This window comes from Brachybacterium phenoliresistens, from assembly GCF_039530785.1.
Taxonomy (GTDB): domain Bacteria; phylum Actinomycetota; class Actinomycetes; order Actinomycetales; family Dermabacteraceae; genus Brachybacterium; species Brachybacterium phenoliresistens.
The window spans coordinates 417554-438831 of the sequence record NZ_BAAAOW010000003.1; the positions used below are offsets into that span (position 1 = coordinate 417554).

14 protein-coding genes are annotated in these 21278 nt (G+C 73.0%); 9 read left to right on the forward strand and 5 right to left on the reverse strand.

Annotation, left to right across the window (positions count from 1 at the left end; genetic code table 11):
• Positions 1-22: 22 nt before the first annotated feature.
• Both ABD234_RS09535 and ABD234_RS09540 read right to left on the reverse strand, forming a co-directional pair.
• Positions 23-829: a DsbA family protein gene (locus ABD234_RS09535; protein ID WP_344355542.1), complete on the reverse strand. Its 807-nt coding sequence runs from the start codon at positions 827-829 to the stop codon at positions 23-25.
• A 112-nt stretch (positions 830-941) separates the two neighbouring features.
• Positions 942-3212 carry a serine/threonine-protein kinase gene (locus tag ABD234_RS09540; protein WP_344355545.1) on the reverse strand — a complete coding sequence of 757 codons (2271 nt, stop codon included), beginning with the start codon at positions 3210-3212 and terminating at the stop codon, positions 942-944.
• Positions 3213-3422: 210 nt separating this feature from the next.
• Here ABD234_RS09540 and ABD234_RS09545 point away from each other — a divergent pair, with 210 nt between their 5' ends.
• The 4 genes from ABD234_RS09545 (at position 3423) to ABD234_RS09560 (ending at position 9110) form a co-directional block, all read left to right on the forward strand.
• Positions 3423-4100, forward strand: coding sequence for an AIM24 family protein (locus ABD234_RS09545; RefSeq protein ID WP_038372043.1), 678 nt, complete (start codon positions 3423-3425; stop codon positions 4098-4100).
• Between the two features lie 73 nt (positions 4101-4173).
• The gene (locus ABD234_RS09550) at positions 4174-6414 is read left to right on the forward strand and encodes a circularly permuted type 2 ATP-grasp protein (protein ID WP_344355553.1); all 2241 of its coding nucleotides are present in this window, start codon (positions 4174-4176) and stop codon (positions 6412-6414) included.
• Positions 6407-7408 carry a transglutaminase family protein gene (locus tag ABD234_RS09555; protein ID WP_051486731.1) on the forward strand — a complete coding sequence of 334 codons (1002 nt, stop codon included), beginning with the start codon at positions 6407-6409 and terminating at the stop codon, positions 7406-7408. The genes ABD234_RS09550 and ABD234_RS09555 overlap by 8 nt, the downstream gene beginning before the upstream one ends.
• Positions 7409-7634: 226 nt before the next feature.
• On the forward strand, positions 7635-9110 hold the full coding sequence (locus ABD234_RS09560) for an FAD-dependent oxidoreductase (RefSeq protein WP_344355557.1): 1476 nt from the start codon (positions 7635-7637) through the stop codon (positions 9108-9110).
• A 136-nt stretch (positions 9111-9246) separates the two neighbouring features.
• On the opposite strand, the gene ABD234_RS09565 is transcribed toward ABD234_RS09560, so the two are convergent.
• Positions 9247-10458: a pyridoxal phosphate-dependent aminotransferase gene (locus ABD234_RS09565; protein WP_344355560.1), complete on the reverse strand. Its 1212-nt coding sequence runs from the start codon at positions 10456-10458 to the stop codon at positions 9247-9249.
• Between the two features lie 225 nt (positions 10459-10683).
• Here ABD234_RS09565 and ABD234_RS09570 point away from each other — a divergent pair, with 225 nt between their 5' ends.
• The 4 genes from ABD234_RS09570 to ABD234_RS09585 are packed head-to-tail and all read left to right on the forward strand — an operon-like array spanning position 10684 to position 16345.
• Positions 10684-12981, forward strand: coding sequence for an alpha-galactosidase (locus ABD234_RS09570; protein WP_344355562.1), 2298 nt, complete (start codon positions 10684-10686; stop codon positions 12979-12981).
• Positions 12982-13022: 41 nt separating this feature from the next.
• Positions 13023-13958 (forward strand): carbohydrate ABC transporter permease, encoded by a 936-nt coding sequence (locus tag ABD234_RS09575; protein ID WP_344355565.1) that lies wholly within the window; start codon positions 13023-13025, stop codon positions 13956-13958.
• Positions 13959-13971: 13 nt separating this feature from the next.
• Positions 13972-14916, forward strand: a complete 945-nt coding sequence (locus ABD234_RS09580; protein ID WP_344355567.1) for a carbohydrate ABC transporter permease — start codon at positions 13972-13974, stop codon at positions 14914-14916.
• Between the two features lie 10 nt (positions 14917-14926).
• Positions 14927-16345: an ABC transporter substrate-binding protein gene (locus tag ABD234_RS09585; RefSeq protein WP_344355569.1), complete on the forward strand. Its 1419-nt coding sequence runs from the start codon at positions 14927-14929 to the stop codon at positions 16343-16345.
• Between the two features lie 68 nt (positions 16346-16413).
• Here the strand turns inward: ABD234_RS09585 and ABD234_RS09590 are convergent, their stop codons facing one another.
• A complete protein-coding gene (locus ABD234_RS09590) occupies positions 16414-18219 on the reverse strand; it encodes a phosphoenolpyruvate carboxykinase (GTP) (protein ID WP_344355858.1) in 1806 nt (601 codons plus the stop codon).
• A gap of 354 nt (positions 18220-18573) precedes the next feature.
• On the opposite strand from ABD234_RS09590, the gene ABD234_RS09595 reads away from it, so the two are divergent.
• Complete coding sequence (locus tag ABD234_RS09595; RefSeq protein WP_344355572.1) at positions 18574-20043, forward strand: helix-turn-helix domain-containing protein; 1470 nt, start codon at positions 18574-18576, stop codon at positions 20041-20043.
• Here ABD234_RS09595 and ABD234_RS09600 read toward each other — a convergent pair.
• Positions 20021-21223, reverse strand: a complete 1203-nt coding sequence (locus ABD234_RS09600; protein ID WP_084148398.1) for an ROK family transcriptional regulator — start codon at positions 21221-21223, stop codon at positions 20021-20023. The two genes, ABD234_RS09595 and ABD234_RS09600, sit on opposite strands and share 23 nt — an antisense overlap.
• Positions 21224-21278: the final 55 nt, after the last annotated feature.

The window sequence follows — 21278 nt, forward strand, 5'->3', positions numbered from 1 at the left end:
ATCTCGGTCGGTCCGCAGCCTCTCAGCCCTGGCCGGCGTCGGAGGCGCCGCCCGCATCGGAGGCCGAGGCCGCCAGCAGCGCCTCGCGCAGGGCGCCGGCGGTGTCCCAGCCGGTGAACTGCTCGCCGTTGATCTCGAGGTAGGGGGTGCCGTTGCCGTTCTCGGCCGCCCACGGGTCCACGACCTGGCGGACCCACGGCTGGTAGGTGCGCGAGTCCATGCAGCCGCGCACCGCGTCGCTGGCGCCGGCCTCCTGGGCGTAGGCGAAGATCTGGTCGTTGTCCAGACCCGCCGAGCCCTCGGAGGGCTGGTTCGCGAACATCAGCTGCATGAACGGGATGGCGTTGTCCGTGTTCTCCTCATAGACGCAGGCGAGGGCGTTCGCCGCTCGGGACGAGTAGTCGCCCGTGGTCGAGTAGGAGTCCAGCATGCGGCGCGGCACCAGATGGAGGGTGATCTCGTCGTTCGCGACCATCTCGGCGACATCGGCACCGTTGATCTCTTCGAAGTTCCCGCAGATCGGGCACATGAAGTCGATGTGAAGCTCCAGCACGGGTGCCCCGGAATCCTCGGGTGCCCCGAGCAGCAGGTACGGCTGCTCCGCCGCGACGCCGGTGGGCGTGGTCACCGGCCCGGCCGGGCGCGTGCTCCTCCAGATCAGGTAGCCGATGCCGCCGGCGAGCACCAGGGCGATGACCACGACGATCGCGATGATGACGGTCCGCAGGGATCGCTGCCGCTTGAGCTCTGCCTGGCGCTGCTTGCGCAGCGCCTCCCGCTGGGCCTCGCGGCGCTCCTGCGCCGACTTCGACGAACCGGACGTCGCCATGAATCCTCCTGGCCGCCTGTCGGCAGCGGTCTCGCACATGCTGGGGTCGCAGGGAGTGTAGCGGGGCCACCTCCCTCGGTCCTGGGCGCGCCGGTCGCGGCGCCCCGTCGTGTCAGCCGCGGCGCCAGGGCAGCAGCTCGTCCAGGCGCCACCACTCCCCCAGCGGGAAGTAGTCCACCTGGCCGCCGCGCACCGCGATCGTGGCCGCCACGGCGGCGATGATCAGCAGCAGGAGCGCCATCACGATGGCGCCCCACAGCCGGTCCGGGGCGGCGGCGTCGAGCATCCGGTGCGCCCCGTTGCGGGTGGTCCGGGAGCCTAGGCCCACCCACACCAGCAGCAGCGTGACGCCGATCGCCGTGGCGAACACGACCCCGTCGGGCAGGGTGGCGCCCTGCAGCGCGGCGGCGCCGTCGACGGCCACGCCGATCAGCAGGCCGACCCCCAGGGGGAGCACCGCCTGCAGGACGATCTCCACGACGGAGACCACGAAGCGGAAGGGGCTGGCCGATCCCACGGCCATGCCGCTGGCCGGGGCCGATCCGCCGCGCGCGCGGCGCAGCGTCAGCGCCCGATGCGACCTCTCCCAGGTGCGGGCGAGCGCGCCCAGCAGGATCAGCAGCGCCAGCGACAGGTACGGGGAGACGGCCGCGAGGCCGATGAGGATGAGATGGCCTGTCCACACCAGCAGGTGCCGCCGCGGCGGCGGCGCCATCCATGCCGGAAGGGCGGCCTGTCCGGGCATCTGTCCGGGCACTTGCCCCGGCATCGGGCCGGGCGCGGGGGCCGGGGAGCCGGCATGCCCGGGCCAGCCGCCCTGGCCCTGCTGCCCGGGCACCGGCTGCTGCCCGGGGTAGTGCTGGGCGGGATAGTGCTGGGCGGGCGCCGGGGCGGGGTCCTGGCCGGCGCGCACGGGGCCGGTCCCCAGGGGCGGGGCCTGCTCGCCCGGGGCGGCGCGCACCACCGGCATGACCTCCGTGCGCGGAGCGTCCTGGATGGGCGGGAGCACCTGGGTGGGCGGCTCGGCGAGGACCGGGATCACCTCGGTGCGCGGTTCCAGGCCCTGGACCGGCAGGGCCTGGGTGCGGGCCTCCGCGCCGGGGGCCTCCGCGCCGCGGGACGGTGCGGGGCGCGGCGCCCCGGCCCAGGGATCGCCGCCCCGGTGGGCGTCGCCCCGGGGATCATCGACCCGGGAATCATCGGCCGAGGAGTCTGCGGGGATCGCGGAGAGGACCTCGGTCCGGGCATCGCCCGGCGGCTCCTGCCCGCCGCCCCCGCGGGTCCAGGGGTCGTGCTCCTGGGCCGGCAGGGCGCGGGTGCCTGCCTGTCCGGCGGAGAGCACCTCGGTCGCTCCGGCGCCGGCGGCGGCGGGGGCGACGCCGGTGGGAGCGCCGTGCGCGGCCGATGCGCTGCCGGCTGCGGCGGCCGCGCCGCCGGCGAGGGCCGCCGTGCCGCCGGCGGCGAGGACCTCGGTGTCCCCCGGGTCGTCGTAGAGGGTGAGGTCCAGCTCGTCGAGCTCCTCGAGCCAGGCATCGGGCTGCGGGCGCTGCGCAGGATCGGCCTGCAGGCCGCGGCGCAGCCAGGCCGCCAGCTGCGTCGGCGCGCCCTCGAGATCCGCCTCGCCGCGCTCGGCGCGCAGGAAGACGAGCTCGGCGCGGCCGGATCCGAAGGGCGGGCGACCGGTCGCGGCGAAGGCCAGCAGCGCGGCCAGCGCCCACCAGTCCCCCGCCTCGCCCGAATGGTTCGTGCGCACCACCTGCGGATCGAGATAGGAGGCGGTGCCCATCACCAGGCCCGTGGAGGTCAGGCGCGACTCCTCGGCCGCCATGGCGATGCCGAAGTCGATGATCACCGGGTCCAGCCCGGGGCCGTCCGGGTCGTAGGAGACGAGATCCTCCGGCAGCGCCCGGCGCAGCATCACGTTGGAGGGCTTGAGGTCGCGGTGGATCACGCCGGCGGCGTGGATCAGCTGCAGGGTCTCCCCCAGCACCAGCCCGATCTCCCGCACCGCCTCGGGGTGCAGGCCGCCGTGGATCTCCACCGCGTCCTCGAGGGTGGGCCCGGGGATGAACTCGGTGACGACGAAGGCGTCGGGCGAGTCGAGCTCCGCGTCCAGGATCTTCACGATGGCGTCGCTGCGCACCAGACGCTGCGCGGCGACCTCCCGGGCCAGCCGCTCCCGGGCCCGCGGATCGTCGGAGATGTCGTGGCGCAGCAGCTTGATCGCGACGGCGGCGCCGTCGGCGTCGTCGCCGCGGTAGACGATGCCCATCCCCCCGGCGCCGATCCTCTCGTGGATCACGTATCCGGACTCGGCGGCGAGCACCTCGAGCCGCGGATCGCGGTGCGGGGCGCGGGAGGCGGGCTCGGCAGGGTCGGACATGCTCGCCATGCTAGCGACCCCCGCGCCGTCCCCGGGCTCCGGCGCCGCACCTGTGCGGGACCTCCCCAAGCCCTGCGCAGAACCGCCGCGGGGCCCGGCGGGGAACCCTCGGCCGATGGGCAGTTCTCCCCGTGGCCTCCGGCGGAGCCGCGTGGGATGATTCCGGCGCAGGGCCGGGGATCGCCTCCGGACCCGGAGAGGGGAACCCCGATGCGAAGCAACCTGTTCGACGCCAGCAACCAGGAGCGCCAGACCGCCGAGCGCTGGAGCCTGCAGTCCTCCAAGATGCTCCGCTGCGCGCTGCAGCCCGACGCCCCCGAGATCATCTCCGCCCAGGGCGCCATGGTCGCCTACCAGGGGCAGATGGACTTCTCGTACCAGGGCTCCGGCGGCGGCATGAAGCTGCTGAAGAAGATGGCCACCGGCGAGGGCGGGAACCTGATGCGCACCCGCGGCCACGGCGAGATCTTCTACGCCCGCGCCGCCGAGGAGATCTTCCTGCTGCAGCTCGAGGGCGACGCGATCACCCTGAACACCAAGAACATGCTGGCCTTCGACTCCTCCATCCAGTGGGACATCCGCTCCCTGGGCGGGGCGGGGTTCATGGCCGGCGGCCTGTTCAACCTGCTGCTGCAGGGCCACGGCATGGTCGCGGTGACCTCCGACGGCCCGCCGATGCTGCTGGACTGCTCCCAGCAGCCCACCTTCGTGGACCCGCAGGCCGCGGTGTGCTGGTCGGCGAACCTGCAGCCGCAGATCAAGAACGACTTCAAGATGGGCTCCCTCATCGGCCGCGGCTCCGGCGAGTCCTTCCAGCTCGGCTTCCACGGCCCGGGCTTCGTCGTCGTGCAGCCCTCCGAGGGCCGGCCCGTCGTCGCGGCCGGCTGATCGGCCGGAGCCTCCGGGCCCACGGACCCGGCTCCCCCGACGGGGAGACGGGCCGTCGGCCTACGATGAGCCGGTGACCTCCCATCGACCGGACACGCTCCCGGCGGAGCTGCGCGCCCTGGGTCCGGCGGGGCGCCGGCGCGCCGCCGGCGCCGCCCGCGACATGCTCGCCGCGGAGCTCTCGCAGCGCCCCGGGGAGATCGTCGACCCCGTCCCGGTGGTGGTGGACGACGACGCCTGGCAGGACCTGGTCGCAGGGCTGACCCAGCGCGCCCGCCTCCTCGACGAGCTGTACGGCGACCTGTACGGCCCGCGCACCGTCCTGACCGGCGACGTCGCCCCGGCCGAGGCGGTCTTCGCGGATCCCGCCTACCTGCGCCCCGCCGTCGGCATGCCCGCCCACGGCGCCGCGCACCTGCACATGCTCACCTGCCGGGTGACCCGCACGGCCGAGGGTCGCTGGATGGTGCTGGAGGACTCCACCGACACCCCCGGCGGCAGCGGCCTGGCCATCGAGCTGCGCCGTGTGCTCTCCCGCTCGGTCCCCTCGCTGTACCGCTCCACGCCGCTGCACCGCCTGCAGCCCTTCTTCGACACCGTGCGCACGTCCCTGCACGCCCGTCTGCGCGCCGACGGCCGCGCCGGCCGCCTGGTGGTGCTCATCGACGAGGCGGGGGATGCGCAGAGCGCGGACCATCGGCTGCTGGCGAGCCTGCTGGGCGCCCCCGTCGTCTCCGCGACCGATCTCGTGATCCGCGACGGCAGCGTGCGCCTGCACGCCCCGGCCGGCACCGCCGCCGAGACCACGGGCGTGGACGCCATCTGGCGCCTGGTCCCCTCCGCGCAGGTCGATCCCCTGGACCTGGGCCCGACGCCGCTGGGCGGGGTCACCGGCCTCACCGAGGCGGCGCGCCGCGGGGAGGTCGCGGTGCTCAACCCCATCGGCGCCGGGATCCTGGAGAACCCGGCGCTGCGCGCCGCGCTGCCGGACCTGTGCCGGCAGGTCCTCCACGAGGACCTGCGCCTGCACTCCCCCGCGGGCCCTCTCGGCCCGGAGCGGGCGACAGCCCTGTCGCTGGACCCCGACGGCGGCGAGGAGCTCGTCGAACGTCCCGTGACGCTGCAGGTCATGGTGGTCGCCGGGGAGTCGGGCTACGAGGTCCTGCCCGGCGGGATCGCCCGCACGGATGACGACGCGCCCCCGGCCCTGAAGGACGTGTGGGTGCTGGTGCCGGAGCCGTCCTCCGCCCCCGAGGGTGCCGAGAGCCGGGGCGAGGCGCTCGAGGGCATCGGCGCCCTGCCCTCCCGCACGGCGATCACGCCGTCGATCGGCACCGACCTGTTCTGGTTCGGCCGCTACCTCGAGCGGGTCGACCAGACCGCCCGCATGCTGCGCACCGTCGTGGACGTGGGCAACGATCTGAGGGCCGAGCGCTCCGCCTCCGCGCTCACCGCCCGCACCGTGCTGCTGCGCGCGGTCACCGACGTGACCGCGACCTATCCCGGCTTCACCGCGATCGACCCGACCGACGGCGACGCCGTGGATGCCGAGCTGGCCTCGGTGGTCACCGACGTCTCCCGCCCCGGCTCCCTGGGGCAGTCCTTCCGCGCCCTCGAGCACAGCACGCTCAGCCTGCGGGACCTCGTCGGCGAGGACATCTGGCCGGCCCTGACGCGGATGCGCGAGACCCTGCGCGCCCCGGCCGCCCTCGAGGGGCCGCTGGAGCAGTCCCTCACCGTCCTGGTCGACGGCTGCCTGACGCTCACCGGCGCGATCACCGAGTCCATGAGCCGGGGCACGGGCCGGGACCTGTGGGAGGCGGGGCGCCGCATCGAGCGGGCCCTGGGGCTGCTGGCCCTGCTGGGCTCCGTCTTCTCCGAGCGCCGCTCCCTCCGCTTGGAGCAGCGGGTCTGCGCGGCGGTCGCCACCATCACCGGGGCGAGCACCGCCTTCCGCCGCGCCTACCGCTCTCCTCTGCACCCCGAGCTGCTCGCGGAGATGCTGCTGGCCGATGCGGCCCTGCCGCGCTCCCTCGCCTTCCAGGTCGAGCGGCTGCGGGAGGCGGTGGACCGCCTGCCCGACACCTCGGCGACCAGCGAGGTCCGCTCCCTGCTGGCCGATCTGCGCTCCCGCACCGAGTCGCTCTCCGCGCGCAGCCTGCTGCAGCCCGAGGCGGAGGGCTCCGCCCGCACCGGCGTGCCCGCGCAGCTCGGCGCGGCCCGGGACCTGCTGCGCACCCTGTCCACCGCGCTCGAGGAGGAGTTCTTCCGCGCTCCCGAGCGCACGGCCGCCTGGGGGATCGACGATGTCTGAGCCGAGCGCATCGGGGAGCGCCGCCGCCCGTCGCACGCCGGCGCCGCCGCGCATCCCCCTGCAGGTCGAGGGGGCCGCGGCGCCGGAGCCCGTGGACTATCTCGTCCACCACCTCACCAGCTACCGCTACCAGCGCACCGTGGACCGCAACTACGGCCGCGCCCACGTCGAGCCGCGCGCGACCCCGTACCAGCGGGTCCTCTCCCATGAGGTGACCGTCGAGCCGGCGCCGGCCGTGCTCACCGCCCACACCGACGTCTACGGCAACTCCTCGACCTTCCTGCTGGTGAACGGGCCGCATGACGCCCTGGACGTGCATTCGCGGGCGCGGGTGACCGTGCTGGGCCGCGAGTACCCGCCCGAGCGGCTCGCCGCGCCCTGGGAGTCGTGCACCCAGGACCGCTGGGGCAACCTCATGCCCGCCGAGAGCGTCGACTTCGTGCTGCCCTCCCCGCGGATCCGCACCATCCCCGCGGTGCGGGAGATCGCCGAGCAGGTCTTCACCCCAGAACGGCCCATCGGCGAGGCCCTGGCCGACCTCACCCACCGCATCCACACCGGCTTCACCTATTCCTCCGGGGCCACCACCGTGACCTCGACCCTCGAGGAGGTGCTCGCCGCCCGCCACGGCGTGTGCCAGGACTTCTCGCACGTGGGCGTGGCCGTGGCCCGCTGCATGGGACTCGCGGCCCGGTACGTCTCGGGCTATCTGCGCACGGCGAGCGCGGATCCGGCGACCCTGGGCACCGCCCCGACCGGGGAGATGATCGGCTCCGCGGCCTCCCACGCCTGGCTCAGCGTGCTCGTGCCCGGATGCGGCTGGGTCGACATCGACCCCACCAACAACACCTTCGTCGACCAGCGCTTCGTGACCACCGCCTGGGGGCGCGACTACACGGACGTGCCGCCGCTGCGGGGCATCGTGGTGGGGCCCGCGGGGAACCGCTCGACCCTGGAGGTCGCCGTGGGCGTCGTGCCGGAGGCGCGGGACTGAGCATCGACCCCCGCCCCGCAGGCGCGGCCGGGGATTCCCCGGTCCGGAATGTGACGCCGGATGTCGACCTCGATGGCCTCGTGTGACATCGTGTGACGTCCGGGATGCCTGGAATGTGTCGACATCGGACGAACGGTGTGAGGACGCCCACGCACCCCCAAAGGTCTGCGAATACCCCGTATAAGCTGGTTCGACAATCCCGTCCGGAGAAGAGACTCGAGGTCCGATGTCCACCACCCAGCCTCTGCGCCTTGCCGTGATCGGCGCGGGCCCCGCCGGGGTCTACGCCGCCGAGACCCTCGCCCGCACGCCCCGCGTGAAGTCCGGCGAGCTGACCGTCCAGTGCGACATCTTCGATGCGATGCCGACGCCGTTCGGCCTCATCCGCTACGGCGTCGCCCCCGATCACCCGCGCATCAAGGGCATCATCACCGCCCTGCACCGCATCCTCGGCCGCGGCGACATCCGCTTCATCGGCGATGTCGCGGTCGGCACCGACCTCAGCTTCGAGGAGCTGCGCGAGCGCTACGACGCCATCATCTTCGCCACCGGCGCCCTCAAGGACGCCCGGCTCGACATCCCCGGCATCGACCTCGAGGGCTCCTTCGGCGCCGCCGACTTCGTCGCCTGGTACGACGGCAACCCCGACTACCCGCGCACCTGGGACCTCTCGGCCCAGCACGTGGCGATGATCGGCAACGGCAACGTGGCCCTCGACGCCGCCCGCATGCTCGCCAAGTCCGCCGACGAGCTGCTGCGCACCGAGATCCCCGCCAACGTCTACGAGGGCCTGAAGGGCGCGGCCACCACCGACGTGCACGTCTTCGGCCGCCGCGGCCCCGCGCAGACCAAGTTCTCCCCGCTGGAGACCCGCGAGCTCGCCCACCCCCAGGGCGTGCAGGTCGTCCTCGAGGAGCGCGACTTCGCGCAGATCACCGAGAAGGAGTGGGAGGAGATCCGCGCCGACAAGCGCACCGATCAGATCGTCACCACCTTCACCGGCTGGCTCGAGGAGCAGAAGCGCCGCGAGGCCGCCGGCGAGGAGCCCACCGACCACCACGGCGGTCCCGTGCAGCGCCGCCTGCACCTGCACTTCTGGCATCGGCCCGTCGAGGTCCTCGGCGAGGACGGCAAGGTCACCGGCATGCGCTTCGAGCGCACCGAGCTCGACGAGCAGGGTGCCGTGGTCGGCACCGGCGAGTTCGTCGACTACGAGCTGGGTGCCGTCTACCGCGCGATCGGCTACCACGGCTCCGAGGTCCCGGGCCTGCCCTACGACGAGCGCCGCGGCGTGATCACCAACGAGGCAGGCCGTGTCATCCGCGACGGCGCGCCGATCCCCGGCGTCTACGCCAACGGCTGGATCAAGCGCGGGCCCGTCGGCCTGATCGGCGCGACCAAGTCCGATGCGGTCGAGACCATCGCCTGCCTGCTCGAGGATCTCGACGCCGGCGTGCTGACCCCCGCCGCGGATCGCGACAACGACTCGATCCTGCGCCTGCTCGAGGACAAGGACGTGGCCTACACGACCTGGGACGGCTGGATGGGCCTGGACGCCCACGAGGTCGACCTGGGCGCCGCCGCGCTGGACGCCGAGGGCCAGGCCCGCCCGCGCATCAAGGTCGTCGACCGCGAGGAGATGGTCCGCGTGGCCCGCGAGGCCCAGGCCCAGCGCGACAGGGTGCCCGCCGAGGCCCACTGACCCGCGCGCCCGCGCACGCACCGACCACGACGCCCGCTCGCCTCGCCGCGAGCGGGCGTCGTGGCGTCCGACCTTCCCCCGGGAGCGTCCTCCGACACGCGCCGGTGTCGGTGGAGCACACTCGGATGGGCCCCGCTCAGCGCCGGATGCCGGCGAGGAAGTCGGCGATGCGGTCGATCGCGTCCTGGAGCACCTCCACGCTGGGCAGCGTCACCAGGCGGAAGTGGTCGGGATCCGGATAGTTGAAGCCGGTGCCCTGCGTGACCAGCAGCTTCTTCGAGCGCAGCAGGTCGTAGGCGAACTGCTCGTCGTTCTCCACGCGGTACATCTCGCGGTCGAGCCTCGGGAACATGTACAGCGCCCCCTCGGCCTTCTCGACGCTGACCCCGGGGATCGCGGACAGGCCCTCGTAGGCGGCGTCGCGCTGCTCGAGCAGCCGGCCCCCGGGCAGCAGGAGGTCGGTGATGGACTGGTACCCGCCCAGCGCCGTCGCCACCACGTGCTGCGCGGGGACGTTCGGGCACAGGCGCATGTTGGAGAGCACGTCCAGGCCCTCGATGAAGCTCGCGGCGTGGTCCTTGGGGCCGTACAGCGCCATCCACCCGGCGCGGAAGCCGGCCACGCGGTACGCCTTGGACAGGCCGTTGAAGGTGATCGTCAGCAGGTCGTGCGCGAGGGAGCCGATGGGCGTGTGGGTCACGCCGTCGTAGGTGATCTTGTCGTAGATCTCGTCGGACAGGATCAGCAGGTCGTGCTTGCGGGCGACCTCGATGATCTGCTGCAGCACCGACTCGGGGTAGACCGCTCCGGTGGGGTTGTTCGGATTGATCACCACGATCGCCTTGGTCCGCTCGGTGACCTTGTCGGCGATGTCGGTGATGTCCGGCCACCAGTGGTTCTCCTCGTCGCACCGGTAGTGCACGGCCCGGCCGCCGGCGAGGGACACCGAGGCGGTCCACAGGGGGTAGTCGGGCATCGGCACCAGGACCTCGTCGCCGTTGTCGACGAGCGCCTGGCACACCATCTGGATCAGCTCGGAGACGCCGTTGCCGAGGTACACGTCGTCCAGCTCCATGCCGGGCATGCCGCGGGTCTGGTAGTACTGCGCGACGGCGCGGCGGGCCGCGGGGATGCCCTTGGACTCGGAGTACCCCTGGGCGGTGGGCAGCTGGCGGATCATGTCGACGAGGATCTCGTCGGGCGCCTCGAAGCCGAACGGCGCCGGGTTGCCGATGTTCAGCTTGATGATCTTGTGCCCCTCGGCCTCCATGCGGGCTGCCTCGGCGGGGACCGGTCCTCGGATCTCATAGCAGACATCACGCAGCTTCGAGGACTGGTTCAAGATCATGGTCGGCCTCCTGGCCTGGTCGGGGGCGGCCAGCATATCGCCGCGGCCCTCCCGCGCTCCCGGGCTCTCGCCGTGCGGCCTGCGGACCGGCCCCCGGCGGCCGGACGGGCGGGCGGACGGTGTCCGCACCGTGAGCCACATCTCTTCTCCGATTTACTTTCATGATGTAATTTTGTCGCACCGCACCCCGCCGGGCGCGGACGCCGCCTCACCGGAGAGAGACCGATGCCGCCTCGCAGCACGAACCTGGACGCCGCCGTCACCGCGCCCGTCCCGGGCCTCACCCACCGCCTCCACCTGCGCGCCGCCGGCGTCAGCGTCCTGCTGGACGTCACCGACGGCCGCGTCCCCGAGATCGTCCACTGGGGCGAGGACCTCGGAGAGCTCCGCGGCGAGGAGATCGACCAGATCGCCCTCACGGCGGTGCCGAGCATGCCGCAGAACGCGGTGGACGTGCCGGTGCGCGTGGGCATCATCGCGCAGTCGGCCGATGGCTGGGTGGGGCGCCCCGGCATCTCGGGCTCGCGGGCCGACGGCTCCGGCTTCGCCCCCCGGCTGCAGGTCGCGGCGATCCGCCGGGCCGATGTCACCGGGCCGGGCACCTCCGCATCGGCCGGGCTCGCCGCCGCCGCGGCGCCGGTGGATCAGCCGGCCCTCGAGGCCGGCCCCTCCCGCGTGGAGGTCGACCTCGTCGACCCGGAGCTCGCCCTCGAGGTCGCGCTCGAGATCGAACTTCTGCCCACGGGGCTGCTGCGCCTGCGGGCCGCGCTCACCAACCGCGGCGAGGCCCCCTACCAGCTGCAGGAGCTCACCCTCGCCGTCCCGGTCCCGGCGCAGGCCGCCGAGCTGCTCGACTTCGCCGGCCGATGGGCCAAGGAGCGCACCCCGCAGCGCACGTCCTTCGGCGTCGGCACCCACCTGCGCGAGAACCGGCGCGGCCGCACCGGCGCGGACTCCGCCTACGTGCTGCATGCCGGCGCCCCCGGCTTCGGGTTCCGCGAGGGCGAGATCTGGGCGGTGCACACCGCCTTCTCCGGCAACCACCGCCATCTGGCGGAGAAGCTCAGCACCGGCCGTCAGATCCTGGGCGGCGGCGAGCTGCTGCTGCCGGGCGAGGTGCGCCTCGCCGCCGACGAGACCTACACCGGCCCGTGGCTGTACGCGAACCACGCGCGGGGCCTGGACGCCGTGGCCGCCCGCTTCCACCGCCACCTGCGCTCCCGCGCGCAGCACGTGGGGACCGACCGCCCCGTGACCCTGAACGTGTGGGAGGCCGTGTACTTCGACCACGACCTGACCCGGCTGCGGGACCTCGCCGACCGCGCGGCGGCCCTCGGCGTGGAGCGGTACGTGCTGGACGACGGCTGGTTCGGCTCGCGCCGCGACGACTCCTCGGGCCTGGGCGACTGGGTCGAGTCCGAGGACGTCTGGCCGCCCCCCGCGGGGCTGTCCCCCCTGATCGACCACGTGACCGGGCTGGGCATGCAGTTCGGCCTGTGGTTCGAGCCGGAGATGGTCAACGAGGACTCCGAGGTGGCCCGCGCCCACCCCGAGTGGATCATGGCCCCCTCCCCCGACCGGATGCCGCTGCGCTCGCGCCAGCAGCAGGTCCTCAACCTCGCCATCCCCGAGGCCTACGCCCACGTGCACGGCCAGATGCAGGCGATCCTGGACCGCTACGACATCGGCTACATCAAGTGGGACCACAACCGCGACCTCATCGAGGCGGCCACCCGCGCCACCGGCGCCGCCGGCGTGCACGCCCAGACCGAGGCCTTCTACCGCCTGCTCGAGGAGCTGAAGCGCGACAACCCGGGGCTGGAGATCGAGTCCTGCTCCTCCGGCGGGGCGCGCGTGGACCTCGAGGTGCTCGAGCGCACCGACCGGGTGTGGGTCTCGGACTGCATCGACCCCCTGGACCGCCAGCAGATGAACCGCTGGACCAGCCAGCTCATCCCCCTGGAGCTGATGGGCAGCCACATCGCCTCGGGCCGCTCCCACACCACCGGGCGCCTGCACACCCTGGCCTTCCGTGCGGCGACCGCGGTGTTCGGCCACCTGGGCATCGAGTGGGATCTCGCCTCCGCGAGCGAGGACGAGCTCGCGCAGCTGCGCGGGTGGCTGGCGCTGCACAAGCGCGTGCGGGAGCTGCTGTTCACCGGCGATCTGGTGCGCGCGGACCGCGCCGCGGAGGACGTCCTCTGGGTGAGCGGCGTCGTCTCCCCCGCGCAGGACCGCGCGCTGTTCTCGGTCACGGCCATGACCCGCAGCGGTCAGGTCCAGGGCGGGCGCCTCCAGCTCCCGGGTCTGGACCCCGCGCGGCGGTACCGCGTGCAGGTCCACCTCGGCGACGAGCGGCCCCACGGCCTCATCGCCCCGGTGTGGATGCGCCGCGCCCTCGACGGCGAGGCGGTCGTGCTGCCGGGCTCCGCGCTGCTGCGCGCCGGCATCGACGCCCCCGTCCTCGACCCCGAGCAGGCGATCCTGCTCGAGCTCACCTCCCCCGAGGCCTCCGCCTCATGACACGAGGAGGGGCTCCTGCCCCTCCGGACAAGGAAGTGCGCATGACCTCCGCGACGACGACGACGCGACGGCCATCCGCGACGAGCCCCATCCGGGGCGGCCGCGGGCGCCGGAAGGATGACACGGCCCTGGCGCTGCTGTTCATCGCGCCGGCGAGCATCGGCCTGCTGGTGTTCCTCATCTGGCCGCTGCTGACCGGCATCTACTACTCCTTCACGGAGTACACGACCCTGACCCCGCCGAGCTGGGTGGGCCTGGCCAACTACCGCGAGATGCTCACCGACCCCATCTTCTGGAACTCCCTGAAGGTGACCATCTGGTACGTGGTGCTGAACATCGGCATCCAGACGGTGGTGGCCCTGGTCATCGCCGTGCTCATGCAGCGCCTGACGCAGTCCACGGTGATGCGCTCGCTGGTCCTGGCCCCGTACCTCGTCTCCAACGTGGTCGCCGCCATCACCTTCCTGTGGCTGCTGGACACGCAGCTGGGCATCGTCAACCGCCTGATCGCGGGCATCGGCCTGGATCCCGTGCAGTTCTGGACCTCGGAGACCTGGGTGATCCCGACGATCGCCCTGGTCAACGTGTGGCGGCACATGGGCTACACGGCGCTGCTGCTGTTCGCCGGGCTGCAGGCCATCCCGCAGGGCCTCTACGAGGCGGCGCGGACCGACGGCGCGGGCGAGGTGGCGATGTTCCGCCGCATCACCCTGCCGCTGCTGCGGCCGATCCTCGCCCTGGTGCTGATCATGTCGATCATCGGCTCGTTCCAGGTGTTCGACACCGTCTCGGTGACCACGCAGGGCGGCCCCGCCGACTCCTCGCGGGTGCTGCAGATGTACATCTACCAGAACGCGTTCGCGGAGTACGAGTTCGGCTACGCCTCCGCCCTGTCCGTGGCGCTGCTGATCATCCTCATGGTGATCACCTTCGCCCAGTACCGGTTCTCGCGCGCCGGCCAGTCGGACCTGAACTGAGAGGAGGAGACCGATGACGACCACCACCGCACCGACGGCCTCCGCGCCCGGCACCGCCGCCGCGCCGTCCCGCCGCCCGCGCCGCCCCTTCAGCTGGGGCCGGCTGATCGCCTGGATCGCGATGATCGCGATCCTGATCATCACCCTGTTCCCCTTCTACTGGATCCTGCGCACGGCGCTGTCCTCGAACACCGCGCTGGGCACGGACCCCGGCAGCCTGCTCCCGGTGGGCTGGAACCTCGGCGGCTTCGAGCGCGTCTTCGGGCTGCAGGACGTGGAGACCGCGATCTCGCAGGGAGGGTCCGGGGCCTCCATCAACTTCTGGCGCTACCTGCTGAACTCCGTGATCGTCGCGACGACCATCACCGTGGTGCAGACGTTCTCCTGCGCGCTGGCCGCCTATGCGTTCAGCCGCCTGCACTGGCGCGGCCGCGACACCGTGTTCCTGGTGTTCCTGGGCTCGCTGATGATCCCGCAGATCTTCACCCTGCTGCCCAACTTCATCCTCATCAAGAACCTGGGCCTGGTGGACACGCTGGCCGGGATCATGCTGCCGACGCTGTTCATCTCCAGCTTCGGGATCTTCTTCCTGCGGCAGTTCTTCAACAACGTGCCGCAGGAGGTCGAGGAGGCCGCGCTGCTGGACGGCGCCGGGAAGATCCGCGTGTTCTTCACGCTGATCCTGCCGATGGCCTCGGCGGCGCTGACCACCCTCGCGCTGCTGACCTACATGGGCGCGTGGAACGAGTACTTCTGGTCGCTGATGGTCTCCTACACGGACTCCTCGCGGGTGCTCACGGTGGCGCTCGGCGTCTTCCGGGCGCAGGCGCCGGGCACCGGTCCGGACTGGTCGGGCCTGATGGCGGCGACCCTGGTCGCGGCCGCGCCCATGCTGATCATCTTCGCGCTGTTCGCGAAGCGGATCGTCAACTCCATCGGCTTCAGCGGGATCAAGTGAGGAGCGCACGATGACGGCATCCAGCACCGGCCGCAGGCCGAACGTCAGCAGCACCGGCCGCAGGCCGAACGTGAGCAGCATCGGCCGCAGGACTGTCCTGACCACGGGCGCGGCGCTGGCCGCCGGCGCGGCCACGGCAGGTCTGGCCGGCTGCGGCGGCAGCGTCGGCGCCGCCGGCACCACCACCATCGACTACTGGCTGTGGGACGCCAACCAGCTCCCGGCCTACTCCGCGGCCATCGAGGCCTTCATGGCGGAGAACCCCGACATCCACGTGCGGATCACGCAGATGGGCTGGGACGACTACTGGACCAAGCTCACCGCGAGCTTCGTCGCGGAGGCCGGGCCGGACTGCTTCACCGACCACCTGGGCAAGTACCCCGAGTTCGTCAAGCTCGGGGTGATCAGCCCGCTGGACGGCATCGGCCAGCTCGACGAGATCCCGGGCGACCGGTTCAAGGAGGGCCTGCAGGATCTGTGGACCGGCCAGGACGGCGCCCGCTACGGGATCCCCAAGGACTACGACACCATCGCCATCATGTACGACCGCACGCGCCTGGCCGAGGCGGGGATGACGGACGAGGACCTGGTGGGCCTGGACTGGAACCCTGAGGACGGCGGGACCTTCGAGAAGGTCCTCGCCCACCTCAGCGTGGACGCGCACGGCGTGCGCGGCGACGAGGAGGGATTCGATCCCACGAACGTGGCCACCTACGGCATGGCCGCAGGGCCCGGCGTCGACTACGTCGGCCAGTCGGCGTGGTCCCCCTTCGCGCTGTCCACCGGGTGGACGTTCACGGACGAGCGCACCTGGGGGCGCCGCTTCAACTACGACGACGAGCGCTTCCAGGCCACCATGGACTGGTACTACGGTCTTGTGGACAAGGGCTTCCTCCCGCCCTTCGGCACCTTCGGCGACTCCTCCCCCGAGCAGGTGCAGATCCAGTCCGGGGCCAGCGCCCTGGCGCTGGCGGGCTCGTGGATGATCGGCACCTACAACGGGCTGGACGAGGTCGATCTCGGGATCGCTCCGCTGCCTGCGGGCCCCGTCGGCACGCCCGTGTCGATGTTCAACGGCCTGGGCGACTCGATCTCGTCCCAGTCCGAGCACAAGGAGGAGGCGTCCCGGCTGATCGCCTTCCTCGCCTCCGACGAGGCGCAGGAGATCATCGGCGGCTTCGGGGCGATCTTCCCGGCCACCGACATCGGCACCGAGAAGGCCATCGCCGCGCACGCCGAGTCCGGCCTGGACGTCACCCCGTACACCGACCGGGTGGATCGCGGGGAGACGGGCCTGTACCCGCTGGTGGAGAACTCCGCCTCGATCGCGGCGATCATGCAGAGCGCCTTCGACCGCCTGTGGATGCGCCAGATCGACGTCTCCGAGTTCACCGCCTACAACGACCGGGTCAACGCCCTGTTCGAGTAGGCACCGGCCACGGGGCAGGACGCCCCGGGATCCGCGACGGATCCCGGGGCGTCCTGTGCGTCGGGGTCTCAGGGGCGGTCGGGGCGCACCGGGGCCTCTGCCGCGGCGAGTCGGGCGCGCAGGGAGGCCAGCTCCTCCCCCAGCTCCGCGGGCAGGCGGTCGCCGAAGGTCTCCAGGAACGCGCCGATCCCCTCGGCCTCGGCCTGCCAGGCGTCGGGGTCGACGGCGAGCAGCTCCCGGACGTCCTCCGCGGGCAGGTCCAGGCCGGTGAGGTCGAGGTCCTCGGGCCGGGGCAGGGCGCCCAGGGGCGAGTCCTGCGCCCCGGCGCGGCCCTCCAGGCGGCCGATGATCCAGTCGAGCACGCGGATGTTCTCGCCGAACCCGGGCCACAGGAAGCGGCCGTCCTCGCCGCGCCGGAACCAGTTGACCTGGTAGATCCGCGGCGCGGCGTCGGTGTACATCCGCCGGCCCATCAGCAGCCAGTGGGCGAGGTAGTCGCCCATGTGGTAGCCGCAGAAGGGCAGCATCGCGAAGGGCTCGCGGCGCACCTCGCCGACGGTCCCCTCCGCGGCGGCGGTGCGCTCCGAGGCGATCGTCGCGCCGAGGAAGACGCCGTGCGCCCAGTCCCGGGCCTCGACCACCAGCGGCACGTGCGCGGCGCGGCGGCCGCCGAAGAGGATCAGGTCCAGCGGCACGCCGTCGGGGTCCGCCCAGTCCTCGGCGATCTGGGGGCACTGCGCGGCGGAGACGGTGAAGCGCGAGTTCGGGTGGGCCGCCGGGCGGCCCGAGGACGGCGTCCAGTCCCGGCCCTGCCAGTCCACGAGGCGCTCCGGGGGCGTGTCCGTGAGCCCCTCCCACCAGACGTCGCCCTCCGGGGTGCGGGCGACGTTGGTGAAGATCGTGCGGCCCCACAGGGTCTCGATCGCGGAGGCGTTCGTCGCCGGCCCGGTGCCCGGCGCCACGCCGAAGAACCCTGCCTCGGGGTTCATGGCGTGCATCCGGCCATCGGCCCCGGGACGCATCCACACGATGTCGTCCCCGAGGGTCTCCACCCGCCAGCCGGGCAGGGTGGGGCGCAGCATGGCGAGGTTCGTCTTGCCGCAGGCCGAGGGGAACGCCGCCGCGACGTGGTACCGGCGGCCCTGCGGGGAGATGAGGCGGATCAGCAGCATGTGCTCGGCCAGCCAGCCCTCGTCCCGCGCCATCACCGAGGCCAGGCGCAGCGCGACGCACTTCTTGGCGAGGATCGCGTTGCCGCCGTAGCCGGAGCCGTAGGAGAAGACCTCCAGCGTCTCCGGGAAGTGGATGATGTGCTTCTCCTCGTGGCAGGGCCAGGCCGTGTCCTCCTGCCCTGGCTCCAGCGGCGCGCCCACCGAGTGCACGGTGCGCACCCACGCCGCGCCGTCGGAGATCTCGCGCAGCACCGGCGCGCCGACCCGGGTCATGACGCCGATCGAGACGACCGCGTAGGCGCTGTCGGTGATCTGCACGCCGATCCGCGAGTCCTTCCCGCCGACGGCCCCGAGGGAGAAGGGGACGACGTACAGGGTGCGGCCGCGCATGGCGCCGTCCAGGAGGCTGTCGCGCAGGGCGCGCATCTCCTCGGGATCGGCCCAGTTGTTGGTGGGACCGGCGTCCTCCTCGCGCGCGGAGGCGATGATGGTGCGCGCCTCGGTGCGGGCGACGTCGCCCGGGTGCGAGCGGGCGAGGTAGGAGTCCGGACGCAGCACCGGGTCGAGCTTCTCGAGCTTCCCCTCGGCGACCAGGACCCGCAGGAGCTCCTCGTGCTCCTCCTCCGAGCCGCTGACCCAGTGCACCCGATCGGGACGCGCGAGCCGGGCGATGTCGTCGACCCATGCGAGCAGGTCGGTCATCCCCGCCGTGCCGCGGTACGGGGCCTGGCCGAAGGGGCGCGCCGCCCGCGGGACGGCGCGCGAGGGATCCGGGTCGGCCGCGCGGCCCGATGCCGATGCGGGGCCCGATGCCGATGCGTTGCCCGATGCCGGGTCCGAAGCGAGGTCGCCGGGAGCGGCGCCGCCCAGCCGGGGCGCGGAGGTCGAGGGCGTGGCCGAGCCGGAGGCGGCGGGAGAGGCCGCGGTGCGGGACTCGATGAGGGTCATCTGATCTCCTTCGAAGCAGGTGCGATGATGACATCCTGCGGGTGTATCGACGCCTCTGAAGACCAGGAACCGAGGAAAGATCCTCGATTCTTTCGCTATGGTGAAGACATGGCGCGCACCGACCTCGCCCTGACCACCCTGGGGCACCGCATCCGACATCACCGCACCGCCCGCGGCCTGACCCTCGAGGCGCTCGGGGCGGAGGTCGGCGTCGCCGGGTCCCAGCTCAGCCTGATCGAGAACGGGCGCCGCGAACCGAAGCTCTCGCTGCTGCAGGCGATCGCCCGGGCCTGCGGCACGGACCTCGGCGACCTCCTCTCGGACGAGCCTCCCAGCCGGCGGGCGGCCCTCGAGATCGAGCTGGCCCGCGCCCAGGACAGTCCCGTCTTCCGCCAGCTCGGCATCCCGCCGGTGCGGGTCACACGGAGCATGAGCGACGAGACCCTCTCCTCGATCATCGGCCTGCATCGGGAGCTGCAGCGCCGCGAGAGCGAGGCGATCGCCACCCCGGAGGAGGCGCGGCGCGCCAACACCGAGCTGCGCCTGCGGATGCGCGGGGAGAACAACTACATCGGCGCCATCGAGCAGATCGCCCAGCAGCAGCTGCAGGCGGCAGGGCATGCGGGCGGGGCCCTCACCCACCGCACCGTGAGCACCATGGCAGAGCGTCTGGGGCTGCAGCTCATCTACGTCAGCGACCTGCCGGCCTCCACCCGGTCCCTCACGGACCTGGAGAACGGGCGGATCTACCTCCCGCCGGCCTCCGTCCCCGGCGGGCACGGGCTTCGCTCCATGGCCCTGCAGGCGATCGCGCACCAGCTGCTGGAGCACGCCTCCCCCACCTCCTACGCGGACTTCCTCCGCCAGCGCCTGGAGATCAACTACTTCGCCGCGGCCTGCCTCATCCCCGAGGGGGCGGGGGTCGAGTTCCTGCAGCAGGCGAAGAAGGAGCGGAACCTGGCCGTGGAGGACTTCCGCGACGCCTTCGGCGTGACGCACGAGTCGGCGGCCCTGCGGATGACCAACCTGATGACCGAGCATCTCGGGATGCGCCTGCACTTCCTGCGCGTCGAGGAGGACGGGGCGATCGCCCGGGCCTACGAGAACGACGGCCTCCCGCTGCCCCAGGACGTCACGGGATCCGTCGAGGGCCTGCCGGTGTGCCGGAGGTTCCAGGCGCGCGCGGCGCTGCGCGCGCAGAACCGGCCCACGGAGGAGCACCAGTACACCGACACCCCCGCCGGGTCCTTCTGGTGCGCGACCCAGACCGGCTCCTCGGCGAGCGGCGGGTTCTCCATCTCCGTCGGCGTCCCGTACCAGGACACCCGCTGGTGGCGAGGGCGGGAGACCACCGCCCGGGCCAGCTCGACCTGCCCGGACGAGGCCTGCTGCCGGCGCCCCACGGGAGAGGCGGCCGCGCGGTGGAGCGGACGGGCCTGGCCCAGCGCGCGGGTGCACACGCACATGTTCTCGCCCCTGCCCCGCGGGGCCTTCCCCGGCGTGGACGAGATCGAGGTCTACGACTTCCTGGAGCGCCACGCCGCCGAGCCGGGGCTCACGCGCCCTCCCCGCCGATGAAGCGACGCACCGCGATGACGGCGGCGCCGCGCGCCCAGTCGTCGAACTCCGCGGGCAGCAGGCGCACGACCACGTCGCGCTGGGCCCGGGTCAGGCGCGAGCGCAGGGCCTCGGGGAAGTCGGTGCCCAGGCGCAGCAGGTCCACCGCCTCGCCGCCGAGGATCAGCGCCTCCGGGTCCAGCACGCCCACCAGCCCCGCGCCGGCGACGGCCACGGCGTGGGCGACGTCGCGGGCCACCTCCAGGGCGGGCTCCTCCCCCGCGCGCGCGGCATCGACCAGGGCGTCCAGCCCCTGGCCCGGCGCGATCGCCCCGCGAGCACGGGCGGCCTCCAGCACGTGCGCGGTGCTGGCGACATCGCGCAGCGGGACCCCGCACCCGTCGCGGGTGATGGTGGGCAGGCTGCCGGTCAGGCCCGCCAGGTGCAGGCGGCCGCGATGGACCTCCGTCTCCACCACGCTGCCCACGCCCACCCCGGCGCCGATGGTGATCACCGCGAAGCTGCGATGGCGCCGGCCCACCCCGAACCAGGACAGCCCCTCGAGCAGGGCATGGAAGTCGTTGCTCACGCTCACCGGCAGGCCCAGGCGCTCCTCGAGCACGGACCGCAGGGGGAACGGCTCGTACCAGCCGAGCATCGCCGAGGCCGCCACCGCCCCGTCCGCCCCGACCTGGGCGCCGATGCCCACGCCGACCCCCGCGACCCGCGGGTGCGCCGCCACCAGCGGCGCGCACAGCGCGACGGTCTCCTCGACCACGCTCGCCGGATCCGCGCTGGAGAGATCCGTGCTCAGCTCCTCGAGCGCGACCCCGCGGACCGTCACCACCGCCGCGTACACGCTCTGCGCGGTGATCTTGATGCCGATGAAGCGGGCGTGGTCCTCGTCGACGTCCAGCGGCTGCTGCGGCCGCCCCTTGAGCTGGGGCAGCGGCGGCAGCTCGCGCAGCAGCCCCGCCTCGAGCAGCTCGCGGGTGAGACGGGTGAGGGTGGGACCGGACAGCCCCAGCAGGCGGGCCAGGTCGGTGCGGGCGTGCGGCCCCCATCGGACCAGATGCTCGTAGACCTCGCCGGCGCTCGACGAGCCCGGCGCGGCGGGCAGCGCGCTCGCGGGGGCGCCCGGGCACGGGACCGCCGCGGGCGCACCGGCCGGCGGCACGGTCGGGTCGGTCCGGGGATCCATCCGGCCATTATCCGTGCTGCGGCGCGCCGCGGGGCCCCTCCCCGCAGGTCGGACA